The sequence below is a fragment of the Lachnospiraceae bacterium genome (assembly GCA_025758065.1).
GTDB lineage: Bacteria > Bacillota > Clostridia > Lachnospirales > Lachnospiraceae > Enterocloster.
Map to the genome: position 1 here is coordinate 969,049 of CP107199.1, position 21,427 is coordinate 990,475.

Below are 21,427 nucleotides of genomic sequence, written 5' to 3' on the forward strand. Positions count from 1 at the left end.
ATGTACTATTCCGGATACACTAATCTTGACTCTGGGAACTCATCAATATGTGTCAGCACCTTCAGATACTTTACTGCCAGGTATTTTGCCATGCCAAGGTTCATATCCAGATAATTGCCGCAGTCCTTTGGTGATGCCCCAGGTACTTCACCTTCAAAATCACGGACAAATCCGTACATTTCCACCACTAAAGGCAGAATGTCCTTTGACTCATAATCACCTGCCAGCAAGAGATAAAAACCGGTTCTGCAGCCCATTGGTCCAAAGTATACAGTCTTATCCCCAAATTCCTTATGGTTTCTTAAAAAAGTTGCACCTAAATGCTCAATGGTGTGCATTTCTGCGGTATTCATAACAGGCTCTTCATTGGGGGAAGTCATGCGCAGATCAAAGGTGGTAACAGTACTGCCACCCACTTTGTCCTTTCTGGACACGTAAACTCCCGGCTGTAATTTAATATGGTCGATGGTGAAACTTGCAATCTTTTCCATGGTCATTTCCTCTTTTCTTTCAATTCTTCTCTTGTTTTCCGCTTATTTTTCCTTACATTTCCAGTGCTGCATATTCCTGCAATATGGAGAAATACTCCCTGAGAATGGCAGAAAGGCAGGTCCCAGCAATTCCCGGTTCCTGCCCTCCTTACTCTTATCGTTCTTTATGCATTATATCTCTTTTCAGGCGGTGCATATTCCTGCACGACGTAGCCGTACAAGAAGCATCAAAGATCACTCCGATGTGAAATCTGACACAAAAAGCTGCTACAAGCAAACTTGACACTGCTTTTTGTGTCAGACTTCCCGCCGCCCTGATAGTTATCGTATTAATCGTCTTCCTCGTCACTTTCAGTTACAGTGAAGGTAAATCTCTTACGTGCCATTTCATCACTTTCCAGATATTCATCGTAGGTAGTGATCTTATCGATCAGCTTGCCGTTGATGATCTCCATGATACGGTTGGCAGTGGTCTGTACGATCTGGTGGTCACGGGATGAGAAGATCATCACACCCGGGAACTTGATCATACCGCGGTTCAATGCGTCAATAGACTCCATATCCAGATGGTCAGTCGGCTCATCTAACATCAGTACATTTGCACCGGAGATCATCAGCTTTGATAACATACAGCGGACTTTCTCACCACCGGATAATACCTTAACCTTCTTAACGCCGTCTTCACCTGCAAACAGCATACGTCCTAAGAATCCACGTACATAGGTTACGTCCTTCTCAGGAGAATACTGGGTCAGCCACTCAACAATGGTATCATCATTTGCAAACTCAGCAGAGTTATCCTTCGGGAAGTAAGACTGGGTAGTTGTAAGTCCCCACTTATAGCTTCCTTCATCTGGTTCCATTTCGCCGGAAAGGATCTTGAATAATACAGTCTTTGCACGCTCGTTTGGTCCAACTAAAGCAACTTTGTCCTCTCTTCCAAGGATAAAGGAGATATCATCTAAGATCTTCTCGCCGTCAATAGTCTTGCTTAAATGCTCTACTGTAAGAACTTCATTTCCGATCTCACGGGCCGGACGGAAGTCGATATATGGATACTTTCTGCTGGATGGCTTAATGTCATCTAACTGGATCTTCTCTAAGGCTCTCTTACGGGAAGTAGCCTGCTTGGACTTAGAAGCATTTGCAGAGAACCGCTGGATAAATTCCTGTAATTCCTTGATCTTCTCTTCCTTCTTGCGGTTTGCTTCCTTCATCTGCTTGATGATCAGCTGGCTGGACTCAACCCAGAAGTCGTAGTTACCAGCATACAGCTGGATCTTGCCGTAGTCGATATCAGCGATCTGTGTGCAGACCTTATTTAAGAAATAACGGTCATGGGATACTACGATAACGGTATTCTCAAAGTTGATCAGGAATTCCTCTAACCATGCAATAGCATCCAGATCCAGATGGTTGGTAGGCTCGTCAAGAAGCAGGATATCAGGATTTCCAAACAGTGCCTGTGCCAGTAAAACTTTGACCTTCTGGGCACCTAACAGAGTGTTCATCTGTGCATAATGGAATTCAGTTCCGATGCCCAGACCATTTAACAGGTTTTCTGCATCAGACTCTGCTTCCCATCCATTCATGGTAGCAAATTCGCCTTCCAGTTCTGCTGCCTTGATGCCATCCTCATCAGTGAAGTCTTCCTTCATATAGATGGCTTCCTTTTCCTTCATGATCTGGTACAATCTTGCATTTCCCATGATAACAGTATCCAGAACGGTATACTCATCATATTTGAAATGGTCCTGCTGTAAGAAGGAAAGTCTCTGTCCCGGAGTAATGGCAATATCACCGCTGGTTGGCTCTAACTGTCCGGAAAGGATCTTTAAAAATGTAGACTTTCCGGCGCCGTTTGCACCGATCAGTCCATAACAGTTGCCTTCTGTAAACTTGATATTTACATCTTCAAACAATGCCTTCTTTCCTACACGAAGGGAAATATTATTCGCACTTATCATGTCATTTACCTTTCTTATAAATAAATCTATTGTTTTTGTTTCCGCTAAAAGAGGGGGCATTTGCTGTCCCCTCTTTTCTGTCTTATGTACTTACAGGATAACCTGAAAATACATTCTTCGCTCAATATCAGATTGTACAGGGAAACACCGCATTTTGCAAGGTCTTTTTACAGGAAATTTCCCATTTGCAGACTATTCATAAGCTGTTTCTCCGTCAGTTATCCGCTGATGCCGGTGATCCGTTCATCAGCTGCCAGCTTTAACAGCATTGCATTCTTATCATATAAAGGCGGATACACTACTTCCAGTTCTATCTTTGTGCCATTCTTGCCTTTTCCCACCTTCAGATTTGAAATCTTGACCTTTTCTTCTGAAAAATGCGTCTGGATATCCACGATCACATTTTCATAATCCGTACAGGTCATTTTAAGAAAGCCGCGGATCGGCTCCGCAGTAAGGAAAGAAGTTCTGTGAAGGATCTCCTGGATCGCCACTACCAGGATACCGGCGCAGACACCAATGCCATATTTTCCGGCTCCCACTGCCATTCCCACACCAGCTGTAGTCCAAAGTCCCGCTGCTGTAGTCAGACCGCTTACTGTATTATTTCGCACAAAGATCACACCTGCACCCAGAAAACCTACACCAGATACGATCTGTGCCGCCACACGGGATGAATCTACCTTTTCTACATCGTAAAAACCATACTTGGATACTACCATCATAAGCGCCGCCCCCAGCGCTACGATAGCATGGGTTCTCATACCTGCGCTTTTATCACGGTTTTTTCGTTCATAGCCGATCATGTACCCCAATATACTGGCTACAATAACACGCAAAAACAATTCTGCATCTGCCGGTATCCCTATTTTTGTGATCATTTCTGCTACCATTTTTATGCCCCTCCATTTCCGTCTGCCAAAATGTCACTTTCTACAATATTTTCCTGTTAAAATAATGTCATATTATAACATATTACAAGTATATTTTAAAGTAATATGGAAACAGAAATTTACATTTTTTTTACATAGTTTCAAGGAATAAAAACCTTAAAGGAATCTTAATTGAATTTTCTTTACCAGAATGTTACCATCAACATAGAATCACCTATATCACCTGTTTTGGAACTATTCTGAAACAAACTGAGATATAAGAACATAAAGGAGAGTGTTATGATCATGAAAAAAAGACATGCATATAATCTTGCAATCCTGCTTGCAGCCGGTAGTATTATGATATCCGCCTGCGGCAAAAAAACAGATGTGCCTGCTGATAAAACAGTACCTGCACAGACCGAAAGCCAAACTGAGACTTCTGCCGAAGGAACTTCCAGCCCGGAAGAATCTTCATCTGAAACGCAGGTTCCGGAAGATACAGAAAGCAGCAAATTCTATATGCTCCAGGGAACCATTACAAAAACTGAAAAAAACGACTCTGCATTTACCTTACTGGCTGACGACGGAAAAGAGTATAAGATTGCTCTTTCTGATATTCATGATGTAGAAACAGAGATTGAAAAGAACACCCAGATTGCCATCGCCTGTATGAAGGATCCTTCTGGTGATCCCGAAAAAAACACCTACATTTGTGCCTTCCCGGAGCAGGAGGAATGGACCATCTCTACCGATGAAGGCATCACCACCAGCAATGCCATGAGTACCTTCATGATCCAGACAACAGATGGCAGAGAGATCGGCTTTATCAAAGATAACTGTCCTTCTGACGAAGATGCACTTACCAGTGACAGCGGGGATTCTGTGATCGTCACTTACGTTACTTCTGATAATGCGAATTTCCCGTTGGAGATACGCAAAGGGAAATAAAGCTTTAGCTTCTTTGTAGATGCAAGATAAGAAAAAACGAGTGGTAGTTTTATAGATCACCACTCGTTTTTATTATTTCAAATATATCTTCATAATTAGGATATTGTTGACTAAGGTCCGAAAGCCACCGGTGCACATGACAGATGCGCATTTGGGAGAAAATCCTTTGTTCGTGGGCTTGCGCCGCCTATTGTCAGAACTGCGAACCAAACTCGCACGCTTTGCGTGCTCAAACAGTGGTTCTCCGTTCTGACGCTATGCGCGCCCACTCACGGATTTTCAAACAAATGCTTATTCTGTCATATGCACCGGCGGCTTTCTACGTTATTGGCAATAAAAAATGTAGGAGCAAACCAATAAACAGTTTTCATGCAGGAGGGGGATTGTACTTAAGTACGGCATTTTTTATGTGACATATCTAATACAGTAGAAAGGGCTCCTCCATGTATGATAAGCATTCGGTAGGTAATTTTGTCCATTTTGTGAGCATAGCTGGCAGGTTGGAGGCACTGTTTGAGCGAACGCAGTGAGCGAGTTTGCCGGAGACCTGACTAATCGGCTGCGGAGCAAAATGGACAAAATTGCCGTGAATGCGTTTATACATGGAGGAGCCCTTTCGGACCCTATTGAACTAAATCCCAATTTTCGTGCATTTGCACATTTTTTAGGAATCTAAATGAACGCATAACCTCTACAGCAAATTCCCATACCTACCAAGGAAATTCCTTGTTCTTTCATTATCAGAAGCAAATACCTTTTCCGGTGTTCCTTCTTCTACAATGACACCGCCTGCCATAAAGATAACTCTGTGGGAAATGTCTTTGGCGAAAGCCATTTCGTGGGTTACGATGACCATGGCGATATGCAGATCTGCTAAAGATTTAATGACTTTTAAAACCTCGCCTGTCAGCTCCGGATCAAGGGCAGATGTTGGTTCGTCAAAGAAAAGGATCTTTGGCTTTAATGCCAGGGCTCTTGCAATAGCTACACGCTGGCACTGGCCGCCGGAGAGTTGGCATGGATAGGCGTCTTCTTTGTCTTCCAGGCCCATTTTCTTAAGAAGCTCTCTTGCTTCTTTGTAGACTTCGTCTTTATTGCGCTTCTGCACCCGGATGGGGGCATCTGTGATGTTTTTAATCACACTAAAATGTGGGAACAGGTTAAAGTTCTGGAAGACCAGACCATACTGGCTCTGGATCTCTTTTAAATCCTTTTTGTCTGCGTAGTTCAGCTTTCCGCTTTCATCACTCCATACTGCCCTTTTTCCAAGATAAAGGATCTCACCGCTGTCCATAGTCTCTAACATGGTGGCACAGCGCAGCAAGGTAGATTTTCCGGAGCCGGACGGTCCGATGATGGAAACGATCTCGCCATCTTCCACGCTTAATGATATATCTTTCAGGACAGTCAGATTATCAAATGACTTTTCCACATGATTGATCTCTAATAATTTCATTATCAATATTCCTCCTGTACATAATTACACACTAACGGTAATAATCCAGTTTCTTCTCCAGCCATTCAAGGAACATGGCAACGATCAGGTTGAATACATAATAGAAAATGCCTGCTGCAACGAAAGGCATCATGCTTACCTGGGAAGAAGCCAGCGCTTTTGCTGTGGTGAACATTTCCATAACACTTAATGTAAATGCCAGGGAAGTGTCTTTTACCAAAGTGATCACTTCGTTGGTAACAGAAGGAAGAATGCGCTTGATCACCTGTGGAAGAATAATGGTGATAAATGTCTGTGACTTACTGTAACCTAACAGCTTTGCTGCTTCATACTGTCCTACCGGCATGGACTGGATGCCGCTGCGATAGATCTCTGCAAAATAGGCTGCATAGTTGATCACAAAACCGATAAATACAGCCCACAGACGGTAGCTGTTGCTTACACGCATGCCAAACATATAGTAAGGGCCGAAATAAACAACCAGCAGCTGCAGCATCAGCGGTGTTCCACGCATAACGGAGATATAAACTTTGATGACCGCCTGAAGGATCTTATTTCTTGACATACGCCCTAAAGCCACAAAAAGACCTAAGGGCAGTGAAAAAACAAGGGTCACTGCAAAAATCTGTATACTGGTTCCCATACCTCCTGCAAGCTGCATAAGGATCTGCTGGAGTGTCATTTTACCCATATCTGTACCTGCTTTCAAAATGTTTCTTACGTGTTTCTTTTTGTGTCCGCATGGTGCGGACGTTTCTCAGAGATACTATATCATAGAATCTTCAAATGTGCCACTAGCGCATTTTTAATATATACACTCAACAAGGGGGCGCAGCGATTAACTGCACTCCCGTGAACTACATCGGCAATTGAATTACCGAGCATCTGATTACGAAGCATAGCTCCATAGCTTCAGAGGTGCGTCCATGACACCCGTACTGCTACCCAGATGGGTTACACAGCTACTTTTATTGTTTTTGTACTGCTCAGCCCGGTTACGGGCATATCAATTTCTTTGCCGGATACGGCATGATACTTTTTCAAAATATTATAAGCTCCTACTGCATCTGCATTGTAGATCACGGTATCTACAATGTAGATGCCACGCTTTTTTCGATTTCTTTTCTCTGCATAAATGTGCGATACTTCTTCTGACTGCGGCGGACATTGACTGGAATAGCTTTCTTCCTGTCTTATCAGGCAAATCCCTTTCATTTTAAGCTTATATTCTAACTGCATATAGATACGGGCATATGGCAAACTGTGAAGCTTCTGGTTGGTTTTCCTCCCCAGGTTTCTCTCTTTACAAATCCCCTTTATATCTCCAATTACAACTGTATGAATATCATTCTTTACACAATAGTTCGTGATATATCGTGTCATCTTATGAATATAATCTTTGATACAGTCATTTTTCTTTCGATAGAGTTTCTGCAGATGCTTAGATGTTTTCAGATCCTCCATTTCCCTTGCAGCCTGGATCCGGCCCCATTGTGACTGGACTCTCGCGATTTCCTTGTTATAAAAATAAGAAAGAGAAAGATATTCCCTTCCAATAATAAAAGTTTTCCCTACATTATCATAACAAGTCATAAGATTATGCAAGCCCAGATCAATCGACAGATAATGTCCATTATCCTCTTCTGGCAAAACATCTTCCACCTCATAAATAACAAGGATCCTGCTGGTTCCGTCATTTGCCGGAGGATATATTTTTATCTGTTTTATGATATCCATGTTTGAAAAAACAGGATTTTTCAAATAAAGGTATGCAGCACGAATATCATAGGTATGAGCCATATATTCCTTCAGCTTTTTTGGTAAAGAAAGTCTTACATTATAAGATCCGTTTTCATGTTGAATACCATTTTGCATATACGTAATCGGCATTTTATCTTTCTTATATCTTGGTGTTCCCGGATTCTCGATACCTCCACTTTCTTTTAACCGGTAAAAAGATTTCCATGACTTGTCCAAAAGCTTGCAGATTTCCTGTGCAGTCTGTGACGGGAGTGATTTGAACCACAGATCATCTTTATGCTTGGACTTCTGATAATACCAGTCAGGATATTTCTCCAATCCCAGATTTTTGTAGTTGTTTCTTTCATAATTGCAAACATTCCAAAGCTTGTAAGCCGCATAACACATGTGTCCAACAATATTTGCATCATTTTTATTTAATACAATGGTTGTTTCATGTGTTAACAGCATATTTTCCCTCCTTCTAGTAAGATTTGCTCTGATGCTCGATATAGCGTCGGATATTTTCTTCCGACACCGAACCGATTGTTTCTACATAATATGAGTGATTCCAAAGCTGACCTTTCCAAAGTTTCTGGCGGATCGCCGGATATTTTTCAAAGAGTTTTCTTCCGGTAATTCCTTTTAAATACTTTACAATATCTGTCACTGACAGTTTCGGCGGTGCAGAAACAAAGCAATGGATATGATCACCTTCACCAACTTCAAAAAGATGAACCGTAAAACCTTTATCGCATGCTATCTTCTGAACCAGCTCTTTCAGATAAATCTCAATCTCTGCTGATAAAATTTTCCTGCGATATTTCACAGACCATACCACATGGTAATTAATATTATATACACAAGTTCTTGAATGTATTAAATTCTCTTTCATACACATAGTATACTATTATATGGAAAGAAATGCAAGCAAAATCGAACATATTTTCGATTTTGCTTGCATTTCAGACGCTTTCATCTCGGCAATTGAATAACCGAGGATTCTCGCTTATTATCCTAAATTCATATCTCTTACAGTTCAGCCAAACTGCAACTTATATCTGTTTCAGGCCTGAAACCTATTACTTTCCAATGGTAGTAACGTCTTCACCAAACCACTTTTCAGAAATCTCTTTCATGGTTCCGTCTTTTGCCATATCTTCCAGAGTTGCCTGAACCTTATCTCTTAACTCAGTATTGCCCTTTTTGAAGCCTACGCCGTACTCTTCTGCGGAAAGGGAATCATCTAAAATAGTGAAATCTGCATTTCTCTGTTTGATCTGATATCCTGCTACGATCACGTCCATGGCAATGGCATCTACAGAGCCCTGCTCCAGATCCATAAATGCTGTGTTGTAATCAGCGGTGGTCAAAAGCTGTCCAAAGGTGGAAGTTAGATCCGGATCTTCTTTTAATGCTGCTTCTGCGGAAGAATCTGCCTGGCACTCTACTACTTTGCCTGCAAGACCGTCTTTTCCTTCGATGCCGGAATCATTTCTTACTACAAATACCTGGGTATTTGCCATATAAGGTTTTGTCCATGTGTAATCATCTTCACGGCCTGTCATGGTAAATCCATTCCAGATACAATCAATGTTTCCGGATTCCAGTTCCATATCCTTTGCATCCCATGCAATTGGCTGTGCCTGATATTCCAGACCAAGGCGCTTTGCAACTTCCTGTGCCAGTTCCAGGTCAAAACCGGTGTACTCACCGTTATCTCCTAAAAATCCCATTGGTGGGAAATCCTGGTCGAAACCAACGATCAGTGTGCCGCCCTCTGTACCTGCAGCTGTGGCATCTTCTGCTTTTTCAGAAGAAGCTGCCACTGTAGTTGTTTCTGCCTCAGAAGCCTTTGTTTCAGCTGTTGTAGCAGCGGTACTGCCTGATGAGCAGGCTGCCATGGATAATACCATCATAGATGCGATTGCTGCACATAAAACTCTTTTCTTCATAATAAGTTTCCTCCTCTTATATCGTAACTCACGCCCCCGCACTTACATGCTCCGCCTCCTGCTGACACAGGTGGCAGGCGAGTTAATCTGCTATCGTTTTGACACGCTATCATGGTAGCATACTAAAGTGTTTTTGTAAAGAGGAAATTTGAAAAAGGTCCAGCCGACAAAGCGGTGGACCTTTTTCGCAAGTATATGAGAATCTGGTACAAATGATGCATCATACAGGACACGCTGGTATTGGCAGCATTACAGACACTACAATTACTGCCTATACACAACCTTCCCATCGCAGATCGTGTACTTCACTCTGCCAGTCAGCTCTGCCCCCAGAAACGGGCTGTTGGTTGCCTTGGAGGCAAATCCGTCTACTACCCACTTTTCATTTTCATCAAAGATCACAAGATCAGCTGCTGCCCCTTCTTCTAAGCGGCCACAGTCTAATTTGTAAAGCTTTGCAGGATTTAAGCTCATCTTTTCCATTAACTCCATCAAAGTCAGATATCCCGGTTTTACCAGGCTGGTAATGCCAAGTGCCAGAGATGTTTCCAGGCCGGTAATACCACTTGGTGCTTCGGTAATGGGCTTTTCTTTTTCCTCTTTGCTGTGAGGTGCATGGTCTGTGGCGATCATGTCAATAGTGCCGTCTTTTAAGCCTTCAATGAGCATCTGGCGGTCCCACTCAGTACGCAGAGGCGGGTTCATCTTTGCCAGAGTGCCATGTTCCAGAACTGCATCTTCTGTAAGGGTAAAATGATGTGGTGTTACCTCAGCCCATACATTTGCACCCATTTTCTTCGCCAGGCGTACGATTTCCACAGAATGACCGGAACTGATATGCTGGATATCGATCCTTGCACCGGTAGCCAGTGCGATCATACAGTCTCTTGCTACCAGAGAGTCCTCTGCCAGCGCCGGGGATCCGTAAATTCCCAGCTGTTCAGATACCTTACCATGGTTAATGCCGTTCTGTTTGATAAAGGTTTTATCTTCTTCATGGAAGCTTAAAACTGTATCCAGTCTGGCTGCCTCTTCCATAGCCTCTTTTACAAACATTCCGTCCATTAACGGGATACCGTCATCTGTAAAGCCTGCTGCACCAGCCTTTAACAGTCCTTCCATATCCGTTCTTTCTTTTCCTTCAAAGCCCTTGGAAACAGCAGCGCAGCTAAGTACATGGATACCGGTCTTCTTTCCTTCTTCCAGCACGTATCTAAGAGTTTCTTCGTTATCCACAATAGGCTTTGTATTCGCCATACACACAACAGTGGTAAAACCTCCTCTGGCAGCAGCCGCAGCACCTGTATGGATATCTTCTTTGTAAGTCAGTCCCGGATCACGGAAATGTACATGGACATCCACCAGACCTGGTGCTACTACAAGGCCTTTTGCATCAAGCACCTGATCCGCAGCTGCTTCTGCCTCTGGGGGTAATGTTCCTTCTGGATATATTTTTTCAATTTCTCCATCTTTTACAACAATATCAGCATTTCTTTCCTTTTTTCCTGCCGGGTCGATCGCCCGTCCGTTTTTGATCAGCAGCATGTTCTTATCCTCTCTTCCTTAAAATGTATTCTCAAAGTCTTTCCTGTGCCTGCTTTTGCAGCCGGTTTTCTATATCAGGAAACGTTCTCCCTTTTTATGGATCTTTACGATCCGGTCCTTATAGTCTTTTGCACACTCCAGTGCCTTAAACCGGTCTGTTACTTCAAAATCACCCCAGAAATGCATAGGGAACACCACATCGGCTCCCACCATTTTCATAAAGTCGTCCATTCCCAGATAGAAATCCTTTTCCTGTCTCGGATCAAGGAGCATAAAAGCCACATCTATATGAATGCCCTTCATCTTCTCCAGCTCTTTATGGAAATTTTCACTCATCCGCTTATTATCTGCTTCTGGTTCTCCAGCCCATACCCAGTTGTTCAGATCTCCTGCATGATAGATCCGCTTTCCTTCCGTTTCGATCAGAAACGCAACACCTTCATCTGTGGATTTAAAAGCCCGGATCTTCACACCGGATTCTCCTGTAAAAGGTACTGTCAATTCCAGTTCTTCTCCCGGACCGGTAAAATAGGTTTTTCCAAGAAATTCTTCCGACACTCTCCGCTTCCAGATATCATCAGAAAGTACAAAACCGGTCTTTTTATGCTTTCCTGCTAATTCAAAGATCACCGGTGAAAAATGATCTCCATGCCGATGGCTGGCAAAAACCAGAAGAGGCTTGTCTTCCTTAAATTCCGGAAGTTCTCCTTCAAAATAGTCAAATAAAAAGTAATTTTCATCAGTTTCTACAAGGAAACTGCTGTGGTGGATATAAGTAACTTTCATGTTCTCCCCTCCAGACATCACAATGTTCTCTCCGAGAGGACATCATAATATACTCCGATTCTTATTATAAAAATACATACAGACTGCCGTAGTACAGATGATCATATATCCGCAAAGACTAAGCATATCCGGCTTCTGTCCCAGGACCAGAAATCCCATAAGAGCTGAAAACATGATCTGCGAATAGTCAAAAACAGAAATTTCTTTTGCCGGAGCATAAAAATATGCTTTCGTCACAAAGATCTGACCGCCTGCACCGCCAAATCCGGCTGCGATCATAGCTGCAACCTGCCACCATTTCATAGGAGCAAAATGTCCAATGAGAAATGGCAGTGCAAACACACAGGTAAAGGCTGAGAAAAACATGACTATCAGCTTTCCATTCACCCCTCTTTTTCCCAGTACACGCACAAAGCTATAGGCTGCACCGGCTCCCGCACCCCCCAGCATTCCAATAAGCGCTGCCGGATCCGTCATATTTCCTGTAGGTTTGATGATAAATAATGCTCCCATAAATGCTACTACAACTGCAATTCCCTGAAACAGGGTCAGTCTTTCTTTTAAAAGAAAATAAGAAAAAATAATGGTGAAGAAAGGAGACAGCTTATTTAACATATTGGCATCGGAAAGCACTAGGTGGTCAATGGCATAAAAATTGCATACAATACCAACTGTTCCGCAGATAGAACGCAGGAACAAAAATTTAAGATCCCCCTTGTGTATTTCCAGCTTTTCCGGCTTGCGGACCAAACCTGCGCCTACAATAAAAAATGCAAGCAGATTACGGAACAATATCTTCTGCATAGATGGCAGATCTCCCGCCAGCCGGACGCACAGCGACATAAAAGCAAAACAAAATGCCGCTGTCACAATACATAAAATACCTTTTGTCTTGGAATTCATGACTCCTCTCCTTTATCCCTAATGTTCTCTTAAATCCTGAAATTCCTCTATCGTTTATTCACCGTGATAAAAGGTTTTCCACTTTCCGCTGAAAAACCGTATTGCAAAGAAGGTAATGCGTACGATCCAGTCTATGATCATGGCGATCCACACACCAATAGCCCCCATCCCCCAGGCTACACCGGTCACATAGCTTAAACCGATACGGAAAATGAACATAGATGCAATGGATACACACATCGGAAATTTTACATCATTAGCTGCACGCATCACATTTGGAAGGCAGAAACCTGCCGGCCATAAAAAGATAGCGCAGCCATTATGGATCAGGGCCAGAACAGCTCCTAAATGTCTTGTTTCCCCTGAAACTCCATACAACCGCAAAGTAACAGGCATGGTAAGGATCACCACCAGGCAGCAGATTCCGTTGATGATATAAGTCAGCTTCATCATTTTTTTTGCATAATATTCTGCCTGTTCAAAATCACCGGCTCCCACACAGCGTCCCACTACAGTAATGATCGCCAGACACATGGCTGTTCCCGGCAGAACTCCCATACTGTCTAAGTTATTTGCAATGGCATTTGCAGCGATCTGTGTCGTACCAAACATGGCGATAATACTCACTGTAAGCACACGACCCAGCTGGAAAATGCTGTTTTCAATGCCATTAGGAATACCGATATGCAGGATCTGCTTTATCATACGCATATTTACACCTTTAGTCGTGCCAATACGGATGTCCAGCTTCGGATCCCTCAGTCTCCACATAAGAATGAAACAGGCGATCATACGGGAGATCAGTGACGCACCTGCAGCGCCTGCCACACTCCAGTGGAATCCGAAGATAAACAGTGCATCGCCGATCACATTGATCACATTCATGATAATAGACGCCTGCATGGATATTTTTGAATTTCCCATAGACCTGAACAGCGCCGCACAGGAATTGTACACAGCTAAAAACGGGTAAGAAATGGCTGAAATAGTCAGATAGATCACTGCATTTTTCATTACCTCTTCTGTAACACCCTTATAAATGAGGTTTAAGATCTGCCAGCGCAGCAGAATGCTTAAAGCCATAATCACCAGCGCAACCACTCCTGTTACCAGGATCAGCTGGTCTGCCGACTGACATGCCTTATCTTTTCGCTTCTGTCCCAGAAACTGGGATGTAACTACTGCACCGCCAGTTGCCACAGCAGCAAAAATATTGATAATAAGTACATTGATAATATCTACCAGAGAAACACCGGAAGTAGCTGCTTCTCCTGCACTGGAAACCATCATAGTATCCACCATACCAACGGAAACCGCCAGTATCTGCTCAATGATCAGAGGAAAGATCAGTTTTTTCAGATCATCCCCTGTAAAAAGAGTCCCCACAGTTTTTGCTTTCCCTGCTGTTTTCTCTTTTTTCATCATCATTTTTCAAGCACTTCTTTCATTCTGCTCTCCTGGTCATCAAACAGGAGCTCTCTGTTATAGCGGTAGTAACGTTCACAATTATATTCCTTTAAAAACTCTACACTGGCTTCCCCAGTATTTAAACCGGTCACAAAGATCACCAGTTCCTGACCATTTGCAAAGGCTGCTTCCATAAAGTCAAAGGCATGCTCTAACTGTTTACCGCAGGACTCCTTTTTCTCCTCATAGGCATCGCTTTTTTCCATAAACTGCTGCCGCAGCCAGTTCCAGCTATCCTCCTTCTCCTGTAAGGACAATGCCTTCATCTGCTGTACGTACTGCTCCAATGCCTCTTTCACCTTCCGGTAGATACGGTCCTGTGTGCGGTCTGAAAGTCCGCTCTCTTTTTTATGGATACGGATGCTTTCTAACTCAGCACCGATGCTTTCTAAGATCATGACCGGAGCCGGCCCATGAACATCTGCCCCATCTGATTCTTTTTTAAACTGCTTTAACTGTGCCATCAAAAGAGTCATTTCTGCATTCATAAGCTTTAATGCCTTGAATCCGTCCGTCAGCTTTGCAAGAAGCAGACCTGTTACCGCCATACGCTCGTCAAAGGAAGCTTTATCCAGTTTATCACAGATCTCTTCTCTTATTGTGCCGGAAAGGATCTCATCTACCTGGTACTGATCCTGATATTTATAATAAAGCTCCAGATAATTGGCAAAATCCTTGGCGATCTTAGGATGCTGCAGGTATTGTCCTACTACATCCCTGTCCGCTTTCTTCCCCAATGACTCATATACCTGGATCAGCTGGGACAAGTCTTCCCAGCCTCTTGGAGTGGCAAACCTTTTTCCGTCTACAGTAGTTTCCACTGTGCAAAAATACTGGGGACGGATATTCAGATAAGACATGATCGCCGGGTGGATATTCTGGGCATAAGCATATTCCTTCCATACTGCCAGATCTGGTTCAATGATGATCTTTTTAATACGGTCCAATGTGACTACATCAAATTCCCGGACGGATTTATTGTATTCCGGCGGATTTCCCGCTGCCACGATGATCCAGCCTTCCGGCACCTTATGGCTTCCAAAGGTCTTGCACTGTAAAAACTGGAGCATGGTAGGTGCCAGCGTCTCTGACACGCAGTTTATCTCATCAATAAAAAGAATACCTTCTTTTAAACCGGTTTCCCGTATGCGGTCATACACAGAAGCAATGATCTCGCTCATGGTATATTCTGTAACAGAATATTCTTTCCCACCATAAATTTTATGCTGGATAAAGGGCAGTCCCACTGCACTTTGCCGTGTATGATGAGTAATGGTATAAGCCACCAGGCCGATCTCACATTCTCTGGCGATCTGCTCCATGATCTGGGTCTTTCCTACTCCAGGGGGGCCGATAAGCAGTACCGGTCTCTGACGGATCGCCGGGATCTTATATTCTCCAAACTCATCTTTTAAAAGATAAGCTGCAATGGTATCTTTTATCTCTTCTTTCGCTCGTTTAATATTCACTGGATCTGTTCCTTTCTTTATACTCACGAACCCCGTGCTGGCGCACTCTACTGCCTGCTTACGCAGGCGGTCTGCTCGTTAATAGCTTGTCAAAAACAAATGTCTGCTGACGCAGCCGCTTGTTTTTGCCTGCACTCATTATCATCTAACACTACCCGCATAGCCCATGCCGGAAACCCTTCTTCGCAAAACCTCTCCCTGATAAACACAAAAGCCGTATCGTAAACCGGTGCCGCCACCGGATAAATACCTTTTCCGTCTGTAAAATAAATAAGTCCCTTCAGCCCATTTAACTGCCCCATTGCCTTTAAAGTATTTACATACTCAAAAGCCGGTCTGAAATCTGTTCCTCCATATCCTTTGATCTGAAAATGCTCCATATAGGATTTCAGGTCATCAGCGCAGGTAAGGACCACATCTGACTGCACCTTGTCATCACATTGGATCACATGGATCTGCACTTTTCTGAAATAAGTCTCCGACTGGGAAAGCACATCATAGGTTTCCTCTAAAAACCACTGTACCAGCTCCCCTGAGCAGGACATACTGGTATCAATGACAATAACAAATTGCTCGATCCTTTGCACCTCTCTGGTCTCCAAAGGTTCTATAAGAGGCATATTCCCATAAAGGGAAAGGCCGTATGTGTAAAATGCCTGATCAAAGGAATCCGGATCTGTCTGCATTTCTTCCCGCAGGACCGCAAATTTCCTTAAAAACTGCCGGTAATCATACCGTTCTTCATTTTCCACCTGAATAGAATCCAGCAGGCTCTGTTCATTCTCTGACTCTTCCTCAGATCCCATAGTCTCCATCTGGGTCTGCATCCGCTCCCTGTTGTCATTCCACTGGTTCTGCCTGGTCATGGCAGCCGATGGATCTGCTTCCTGCTCCCACAGATCATGGTCATCTAAATGAAATTCTGCCTGAAGCTGGCGTAATCTTCTCTCCGGAAGAGCCATTTCCATAAGGGCATGATAGACCCGCTCAGCTGTAAGAACGATATTCCGTTCCTCCTCGCTGGAAGCACCTGCGGTCCTGTTTCCCGTTAAAAACCTGCGGATACGCAGATAAGTTTCTCTTCTCAAAGGACTTTGGGGGATGTGGATGCATTTTTCATACATTCCATCCAGTACAGATTCCATGGCAATATCACAGGCCAGATCCCACATTTCCTTCTCTCTGCCTTTTCTTGTATACAGATGGCAGAACAGACAGTGGAATAATGCATGGAGATAATAACGGTTTACCACCTGACGCCCCTTTTTGTAAAGGTCTAAAATAAATGCAGGACCATAATAGATCACTGCCCCGTCACAGGCGATCCCCTTTCTGTTCCAGTCTGCTTCAAAGCCCAGACTGCTTAAAGATACATCCAGAAAATGCATATTTACATACAATTCATTCCGTGACTGGTACAAAATACGGGTACAAAGCTCTACCTGATCTAGTTCTTCAAGCTGCCTCTGCCTGGTGGGACTTTCCATTACTGTGCGCCTCCATTCATCCTGCGGTGTTCTTCCCCGATCTCTTCATAAAGATGATAAAAGCTCCAGCCTGCATTCTGCTCTGTAACAATAGCTTTTAAATTGATCTTCGGCACTTTCGCCTTACGCAGATTCAAAAGCAAAGTATCAATACGCCGGCTGGTAAAGTCCTTCATTACCAGCATCTGCTCTGTGATCTGGGGTATTTTTTCTTCTGCTTCCGGCTGCTGTAATACTTCCCTTTTTTCAAAGCCCGGTACACCTGCCAGATATCCTACTGATTCCATCACCTGGTCCGGGGCCACATTGCGTATCTTCACTCCCATACGCACCAGAACGCTTTTCATCATCATTTCCTGTTTTTTCATTCGGGGATCTCCCGTACTGTAATATAACACCAGTTCCATGACTGTCCTTTCTAAGATAACTGTCCTTTCTATTGACCGCGCCGTTTATTTAAAAAGCTGCTCACTTTCCAACATCAGCGTAAATGGTCCGTCATTTAACAGCTCCACCTTCATATCTGTGCCAAACTGCCCCTTTTCCACTACATCCACATAGTTTCTGCACCGGTCCATAAAATGTTCGTATAAACGTTCTGCCATATCCGGCGCACCTGCTTTTACGAAGCTTGGGCGGTTGCCCTTTTTGCAGTCTGCATAAAGCGTAAACTGGCTGATCACCAGTAATTCTCCCCCTACATCTGCCAGGCTTAAATTTGTTTTTCCATTTTCATCTTCAAAAATACGCAGCTTGCAGATCTTGTCCGCCATCTTGTCGGTGATCTCCTCTGTATCTGCATCTTCTACGCCTAACAGGATCATAAATCCTTTTCCAATTTTTCCCAGAACCTCTCCTTCTACTGTGACACTTGCTCTGGCCACTCTCTGCAATACTGCTCTCAATGTATTTTCCTCCTATTTCATCACCATCCGGATATATGCTAATAAATTCTTCGCCACATCCGGCTGATACAGCACTTCTTTTGCTCTTGCAGGATAATCGGTAATAATATTATCCACACCTATAAGAGCCATCTGTTCAATCTCCGAACGGCTGTTTACCGTCCATACGTGGATCGCTTTACCGTATTCATGAGCTGCCTGGATCTGTTTTTTTGTCACCAGACTGGATCGGATACTGATAAAATCCACAAATTCATTTTTATAATAAGAGCCATAGGCTGCAGCCAGAATATAACCTGTCTTTAACTCCGGCTCTGCTTCCTTTATGCGTTTCAGATAATCCAGGGAAACTGAAGTGATCACACACTGATCTTCCATTTCCATTTTCCGGATCATTTCTGCCACCGCTTCAGGAAGTGGGCTTTTCGCGCCTATGCTTTTTAATTCGATATTTAAGCGGATATGTCCTTTGCAGGCTTCCAGAACCTCTTCCAGAGACGGGATCTTCTCTCCTGCAAACTGGGAACTGAAATGGCTTCCCACATCCAGCTGCTCCAGCTGGTCAAAGGTAAGGTTTTTCAGGGACACGTCCACACCAGCCACACGGGCCAGGTTCAAGTCATGACAGACCACAGGCACACCGTCTTCTGACAGCTGCACATCAATCTCACTGTAATCTGCCATTTCATCAATAGCTGCTTTGATCGCCGCCATGGTATTTTCCGGAGCATGTTTAGAACTGCCTCTGTGGGCTGTGATCTCCACCTGGGACAAAATCGCCTGATCCGGGGAATTTCCATTGTACACCATATCAAAGACCATAAAAGCAGAAATTCCTGAAAGAACAGCTGTCAATGTAAAAAACCACCGTTTTCTGGAATAACCTTCCTGGTTTTTTGGAAAATCGTATTCATTTACCGGGATCGGTGACGCGCCGCCAAACTGATGATACAATACCGTCATTGCGCCAAAATCTGTTACAACTGCCACCGCAGAACCTATAAACAGCAGCAGCCATTCAATGCGGTAACTAACTGTGGCCATTACAGCTGTGGCTGTATAAGCCTTTGCAAATAAAGTCACCAGGACCGCTGCTATCACCATCACTACACCGTATGTAAGGACCAGTCCTAAAATAAGAAACAGGTTTAACACTACTAAAAGCAGTACGGCCCTTGGCCATTTTCCTTTTAAGATCCTCCTGCTTTCTGCAATCCCGTCCTTAAAATTTTTCTGTTCCAGCATACAGGCAAAAAATACCATCATGGCAGGTACAGAAAAAACAGTGAGAAAGACACTTCCCACTACCAGTGCCATTCTGGTCCCTGCGGTATGTAAGATTTCGTATAATACGAAATTTACCGGTTTCATGCGAGTCAGTATACGCACAAGAAAATAGCAGTTCATCAAAATATAATTTCCAAGGACAGCAAATAACAGCCGCCAGTTTTTTTTCCGAAATTCATTCACTGCTGCTCCCATTCCGCCTAAAAAAACGGATACAACATTTATCCCTCTTAAATAAATAGAAGAATGATAGGCTGTTATCATGGCTCCTGTTTCGATCAGCATAAATGCCATTCCTAAAAACAGGATAAAGATAACAGCAAAAACAGTAACAGGGCGCAGCAGAAAAGCCCTCAGATTGCCTGTGGTAAGGTAGCTGTACCCCGCCATATGCAGTGAGAACCTTAAAATACTGTTTACTGTTTTAATATAGAATATACCTGCGACCAGCCGGTATAAAAACGTAAATAATACCAGCTGGCGCAGGTTCTGTTTGATCACTTCATCTGTAAGTTTCAAAAATAATTTCATATCTGTTCCCGATCCGGGTCTGTCTCCTGATGTTCTTTTGCATAGGCGGTGATCGCCTCATTCAAAGAAAACATCTTTTTATCCAGCATATCTACCACATCTGCACAGTCTTTTAACTCGTGCAGCAATCCTTCCGGTGCATTGCCTTCAAACTTATAGGCTATCTTGTGCTCTAAGCTGGCCCAGAAATCCATAGCTACAGAGCGGATCTGGATCTCCACCTTTGTTTCTACCGGCCCATCTGTAAGATAGACCGGTACGGTTACTACCATATGGTAGCTTTTGTATCCGTTGGGCTTTGGATTCTTAATATAGTCTTTTACATGGATCACTGTAACATCACCCTGGGCCGCGATCATTTCTGCAATCTGGTAAATATCAGAAGTAAAAGAACAGATAATGCGGATACCGGCAATATCGCTTAAATGGTTCATCATATTGTCGATGGTCACTTCGCATCCGTCTTTTTTCAGCTTTTTTACAATGCTGTCTGCTGTCTTCAGTCTGGATTTAATATGTTCGATCGGGTTATGATCGTAGCGGTTTACAAATTCATTGTTTAATATTTCTATTTTCGTATTCAGCTTCTTTAAAGCCGAATCATAAAGAAACATCACCGACCGCCACTGGTCCACCTGATCACTGGTTTTGGGGATCACTGACATTTAGGCCCCTTTCTACAGCTTCAGTCCTTTTAACAGATCTCCCAGTCCTGTTGTAGCAGAGGCTGTTTCTTTATAATCAAATGTTTCGTGTTCTTCTTCCTCAGTTTCCTGCTGGATCAGAGCCTTCATGCTCAGACTGATCTTTCCGTCTGCAATAGATAAGATCTTTACTTTTACAGTCTGTCCCTCTTTTAAAACTGCGCCTGGATGCTTGATACGCTGGGTGCTGATCTGGGAAATGTGTACCAGTCCATCAATGCCATCTGCAAGCTTTACAAATGCACCATAATCTTTAATACTGTCTACGGTTCCTTCTACTACATCTCCGGCCTTAAACTGAGCCAGACGCTCTTTGCGTGCTTCTGCCTTTTTCTCCTTTTCAACTTCGCGGCCGGAAAGCACCAGTCTCTTCTTTTCCGGATCAACGGTAATGATCACTGTTTCAATACTCTTTCCCTGCCAGTCTTCCAGCTTTTCAACATACTCTGCAGATAACTGGGATGCCGGGATAAATGCTCTTACTTCATCTACAAATGCGACAACACCGCCTTTTACAGCTTCTGTGATCTTAACCTTTACAATGGTGCGATCAGCCATCATCTGTGCAAACTCTGCCCACTTTTCCCCTTCTGCATCATCTGCCTCCGGAAGCTCAAAATGTCTTTCATCAAATGCCTTATAAGAAGCTTCCAGCTCTGCTGCATAATCTTCCATGGTCTCTGCCGGTGCCTCTGCTTTTACTTCTGCTTCCTGCTGTTTGTTCATTTCTTCACTCATTATTTTTTCCTCCGCCATTCTATTTTCCAGCGTAACTTATGAACCTGCGCTCTACTGTCTGCTTTGCAGACGGGTTCACTCGTTAATGGTTCGTGAAAAACAAATGTCTGCTTCGCAGCCGCTTGTTTTTCCCTTCACTCATTACATTATATCTTATATGGCACTTATATTTC

The 21,427-nt window shown here is 43.5% G+C and carries 20 protein-coding genes; 1 reads left to right on the plus strand and 19 read right to left on the minus strand.

Going from position 1 to position 21,427, the window contains the following annotated elements:
• Window positions 1-5: 5 nt before the first annotated feature.
• The 3 genes from OGM16_04500 to OGM16_04510 all read right to left on the minus strand — a co-directional run bounded on the left by OGM16_04500 (window position 6) and on the right by OGM16_04510 (window position 3,351).
• Complete coding sequence (locus tag OGM16_04500) at window positions 6-491, minus strand: S-ribosylhomocysteine lyase (GenBank protein ID UYJ47538.1); 486 nt, start codon at window positions 489-491, stop codon at window positions 6-8.
• A gap of 329 nt (window positions 492-820) precedes the next feature.
• Window positions 821-2,458: an ATP-binding cassette domain-containing protein gene (locus OGM16_04505; protein UYJ47539.1), complete on the minus strand. Its 1,638-nt coding sequence runs from the start codon at window positions 2,456-2,458 to the stop codon at window positions 821-823.
• 218 nt (window positions 2,459-2,676) lie between these two features.
• On the minus strand, window positions 2,677-3,351 hold the full coding sequence (locus OGM16_04510) for an MgtC/SapB family protein (GenBank protein ID UYJ47540.1): 675 nt from the start codon (window positions 3,349-3,351) through the stop codon (window positions 2,677-2,679).
• Window positions 3,352-3,636: 285 nt separating this feature from the next.
• Here OGM16_04510 and OGM16_04515 point away from each other — a divergent pair, with 285 nt between their 5' ends.
• On the plus strand, window positions 3,637-4,281 hold the full coding sequence (locus OGM16_04515; protein UYJ47541.1) for a hypothetical protein: 645 nt from the start codon (window positions 3,637-3,639) through the stop codon (window positions 4,279-4,281).
• Window positions 4,282-4,972: 691 nt separating this feature from the next.
• Here OGM16_04515 and OGM16_04520 read toward each other — a convergent pair.
• From OGM16_04520 to OGM16_04595, 16 genes are all read right to left on the minus strand, one after another.
• Window positions 4,973-5,737, minus strand: a complete 765-nt coding sequence (locus OGM16_04520) for an amino acid ABC transporter ATP-binding protein (protein UYJ47542.1) — start codon at window positions 5,735-5,737, stop codon at window positions 4,973-4,975.
• Between the two features lie 31 nt (window positions 5,738-5,768).
• Window positions 5,769-6,428 (minus strand): amino acid ABC transporter permease, encoded by a 660-nt coding sequence (locus OGM16_04525; GenBank protein UYJ47543.1) that lies wholly within the window; start codon window positions 6,426-6,428, stop codon window positions 5,769-5,771.
• A 263-nt stretch (window positions 6,429-6,691) separates the two neighbouring features.
• Window positions 6,692-7,948: a transposase gene (locus tag OGM16_04530; GenBank protein UYJ47544.1), complete on the minus strand. Its 1,257-nt coding sequence runs from the start codon at window positions 7,946-7,948 to the stop codon at window positions 6,692-6,694.
• Between the two features lie 13 nt (window positions 7,949-7,961).
• Window positions 7,962-8,378: an IS200/IS605 family transposase gene (tnpA, locus tag OGM16_04535; GenBank protein UYJ47545.1), complete on the minus strand. Its 417-nt coding sequence runs from the start codon at window positions 8,376-8,378 to the stop codon at window positions 7,962-7,964.
• Window positions 8,379-8,559: 181 nt separating this feature from the next.
• The gene (locus tag OGM16_04540; protein ID UYJ47546.1) at window positions 8,560-9,432 is read right to left on the minus strand and encodes an amino acid ABC transporter substrate-binding protein; all 873 of its coding nucleotides are present in this window, start codon (window positions 9,430-9,432) and stop codon (window positions 8,560-8,562) included.
• A 264-nt stretch (window positions 9,433-9,696) separates the two neighbouring features.
• Window positions 9,697-10,977 carry a dihydroorotase gene (locus tag OGM16_04545; protein UYJ47547.1) on the minus strand — a complete coding sequence of 427 codons (1,281 nt, stop codon included), beginning with the start codon at window positions 10,975-10,977 and terminating at the stop codon, window positions 9,697-9,699.
• A gap of 69 nt (window positions 10,978-11,046) precedes the next feature.
• Entirely contained in the window at window positions 11,047-11,763 is a 717-nt protein-coding gene (locus tag OGM16_04550; GenBank protein ID UYJ47548.1) for an MBL fold metallo-hydrolase, read from the minus strand.
• A gap of 42 nt (window positions 11,764-11,805) precedes the next feature.
• A complete protein-coding gene (locus OGM16_04555) occupies window positions 11,806-12,666 on the minus strand; it encodes a DMT family transporter (protein ID UYJ47549.1) in 861 nt (286 codons plus the stop codon).
• A gap of 54 nt (window positions 12,667-12,720) precedes the next feature.
• On the minus strand, window positions 12,721-14,094 hold the full coding sequence (locus OGM16_04560; protein ID UYJ47550.1) for an MATE family efflux transporter: 1,374 nt from the start codon (window positions 14,092-14,094) through the stop codon (window positions 12,721-12,723).
• Entirely contained in the window at window positions 14,091-15,602 is a 1,512-nt protein-coding gene (locus OGM16_04565; GenBank protein UYJ47551.1) for an AAA family ATPase, read from the minus strand. The genes OGM16_04560 and OGM16_04565 overlap by 4 nt, the downstream gene beginning before the upstream one ends.
• Window positions 15,603-15,691: 89 nt before the next feature.
• A complete protein-coding gene (locus OGM16_04570; GenBank protein ID UYJ47552.1) occupies window positions 15,692-17,089 on the minus strand; it encodes a VWA-like domain-containing protein in 1,398 nt (465 codons plus the stop codon).
• Complete coding sequence (locus OGM16_04575) at window positions 17,089-17,457, minus strand: DUF3783 domain-containing protein (protein ID UYJ47553.1); 369 nt, start codon at window positions 17,455-17,457, stop codon at window positions 17,089-17,091. Before OGM16_04575 ends, OGM16_04570 begins: the two co-directional genes overlap by 1 nt.
• Before the next feature lie 84 nt (window positions 17,458-17,541).
• On the minus strand, window positions 17,542-17,994 hold the full coding sequence (gene dtd, locus OGM16_04580; GenBank protein UYJ47554.1) for a D-aminoacyl-tRNA deacylase: 453 nt from the start codon (window positions 17,992-17,994) through the stop codon (window positions 17,542-17,544).
• A gap of 12 nt (window positions 17,995-18,006) precedes the next feature.
• A complete protein-coding gene (locus tag OGM16_04585) occupies window positions 18,007-19,812 on the minus strand; it encodes a glycerophosphodiester phosphodiesterase (GenBank protein UYJ47555.1) in 1,806 nt (601 codons plus the stop codon).
• Entirely contained in the window at window positions 19,809-20,477 is a 669-nt protein-coding gene (locus OGM16_04590; protein ID UYJ47556.1) for a GTP pyrophosphokinase family protein, read from the minus strand. Before OGM16_04590 ends, OGM16_04585 begins: the two co-directional genes overlap by 4 nt.
• 12 nt (window positions 20,478-20,489) lie before the next feature.
• Entirely contained in the window at window positions 20,490-21,254 is a 765-nt protein-coding gene (locus OGM16_04595) for a S1 RNA-binding domain-containing protein (GenBank protein ID UYJ47557.1), read from the minus strand.
• Window positions 21,255-21,427: the final 173 nt, after the last annotated feature.